This is a genomic window from Alcanivorax sp. HI0044 (assembly GCF_001634945.1).
Genome location: NZ_LWEZ01000109.1, coordinates 1 through 1,742 on the forward strand (window position 1 = coordinate 1; position 1,742 = coordinate 1,742).

At 58.0% G+C, this 1,742-nt stretch carries 1 protein-coding gene and 1 pseudogene; one reads left to right on the forward strand and one right to left on the reverse strand.

The annotated features are described in order from the left end of the window. Positions 1-556: pseudogene (locus A3730_RS01250) on the reverse strand (hypothetical protein); the annotation flags it as partial. 272 nt (positions 557-828) lie between these two features. On the opposite strand from A3730_RS01250, the gene A3730_RS01255 reads away from it, so the two are divergent. Next, positions 829-1,742 (forward strand): FAD-binding protein (locus A3730_RS01255; RefSeq protein WP_156500753.1); only part of this gene is annotated, 914 nt, incomplete at its 3' end.

The window sequence follows — 1,742 nt, forward strand, 5'->3', positions numbered from 1 at the left end:
CTTCCGCAACGATGCTTCGCGTCAGCTTTTCTTCATGGGAGAAGAACGAGGCATACCAGGCCGCATCGGTGACTTTCTGGGTGCCACGTAATTTCCCTAGCGGAAACCAGCTCATGAACAATGTGCCGCGGTAGTGAGCGTTGGCGCTATACACCAGCTCCCCTTCCGAGCGCATTTCAATGGTCGTATCGAAGTGCTGCGGTGACACCACAGGAACCAGACAAAGACTGAAAGTACAGCCCAGCGTCGTCACCAGCACCGTCGCAACCGTTCCCACGCTATTCTTCGGGCGATGGCGCGTTACCGTGATATCCAGCGGCGGCATATCACCATCATGCAACCAGTAATCCGCCGCCCGCGCCATTTCATCATTGGCACTGCTTCTTGGCTTCTCGTCAAAGGCTCTCTGGATTCTTTCACTGGCCCATGGGTAGGCATTATAAGTCGCCTTACCCTTGGCATAGGGAATAATCGGATTATTCGGATTGGTGTTGAAAAGATCAATCGTGTCCTGCGTGATGGGTGTACCCTGCTCCGTGTAGTAATTCGCAGACATACAGCCACTTAACAAGCTCACACCCATCGCGCTGGCTGCCAGCCCTTTTAGTACCCTTCTCATAGTGTTCCCCGATACTGATTGTCCGTACGCCACTTCCCCCAATGAAAGCAGCGCTGTCCCAAGTCACAGGAAAATAACAACACTGTCACAAAACCGCATCCCCCATTTGGGGGATAGGTCAGCATTGGTCATTTAGTCAGGACCGGATTCACCGCTATACTGGCCACCGCATATCCCACCCAACCGGGCTCTTCACAACAGGATTCTCCATGGCTACCTACCGACACGATGTACTCATTATCGGCTCCGGCGCTGCAGGCCTCACCGCTGCCTTGCGCCTGCCGGATGAGTGTCAGGTTGCCCTGCTCTCCAAGGGAGAGCTCACCAGTGCCAGCACCTACTACGCCCAGGGTGGCGTGGCCGCGGTGCTGGATCAGGAAGACTCACTGGAAAGCCACGTGGCCGACACCCATGTGGCCGGCGCCGGCCTGTGCCACGATGATGCCGTGCGCTTTACCGTGGAAAACGGTCCCGACGCTATCCGCTGGCTGATTGATCTGGGCGTGGACTTCACCCGCTTTGACAGTGGTGACGGCAGCAAGCTGCCCTACCACCTGACCCGCGAAGGCGGCCACAGCCACCGGCGTATCATTCATGCTGCCGACGCCACCGGCAAAGCCATTTCCGGCACATTGATTGAACAGGTCTGCCAGAAACACAACGTGACCCGTTTTGAACACCGGGTAGCCGTGGACCTGATCGTGCAGGAACACGACGCCCCCAACGGGGAACAAGGCAAAGAAAAACGCTGTTGCGGCGCCTACGTGCACAACATTCAGACCGGGGAAACCGACGTTATTCTGGCCCGCTCCGTGGTACTGGCCACCGGCGGCGCCTCCAAGGTGTACCTGTATACCTCCAACCCGGATGTGGCCACCGGCGATGGCATCGCCATGGCCTGGCGGGCCGGCTGCCGCGTGGCCAACATGGAATTCATGCAGTTCCACCCAACCTGCCTCTATCACCCCAAGGCGAAAAGCTTCCTGGTCACCGAAGCCATTCGCGGCGAAGGCGGACACCTGCTGCTGCCCAATGGCGAACGCTTCATGAACCGCTTTGATGAGCGCGGTGAGCTTGCTCCCCGGGATGTGGTGGCCCGGGCCATTGACCATGAGATGAAACG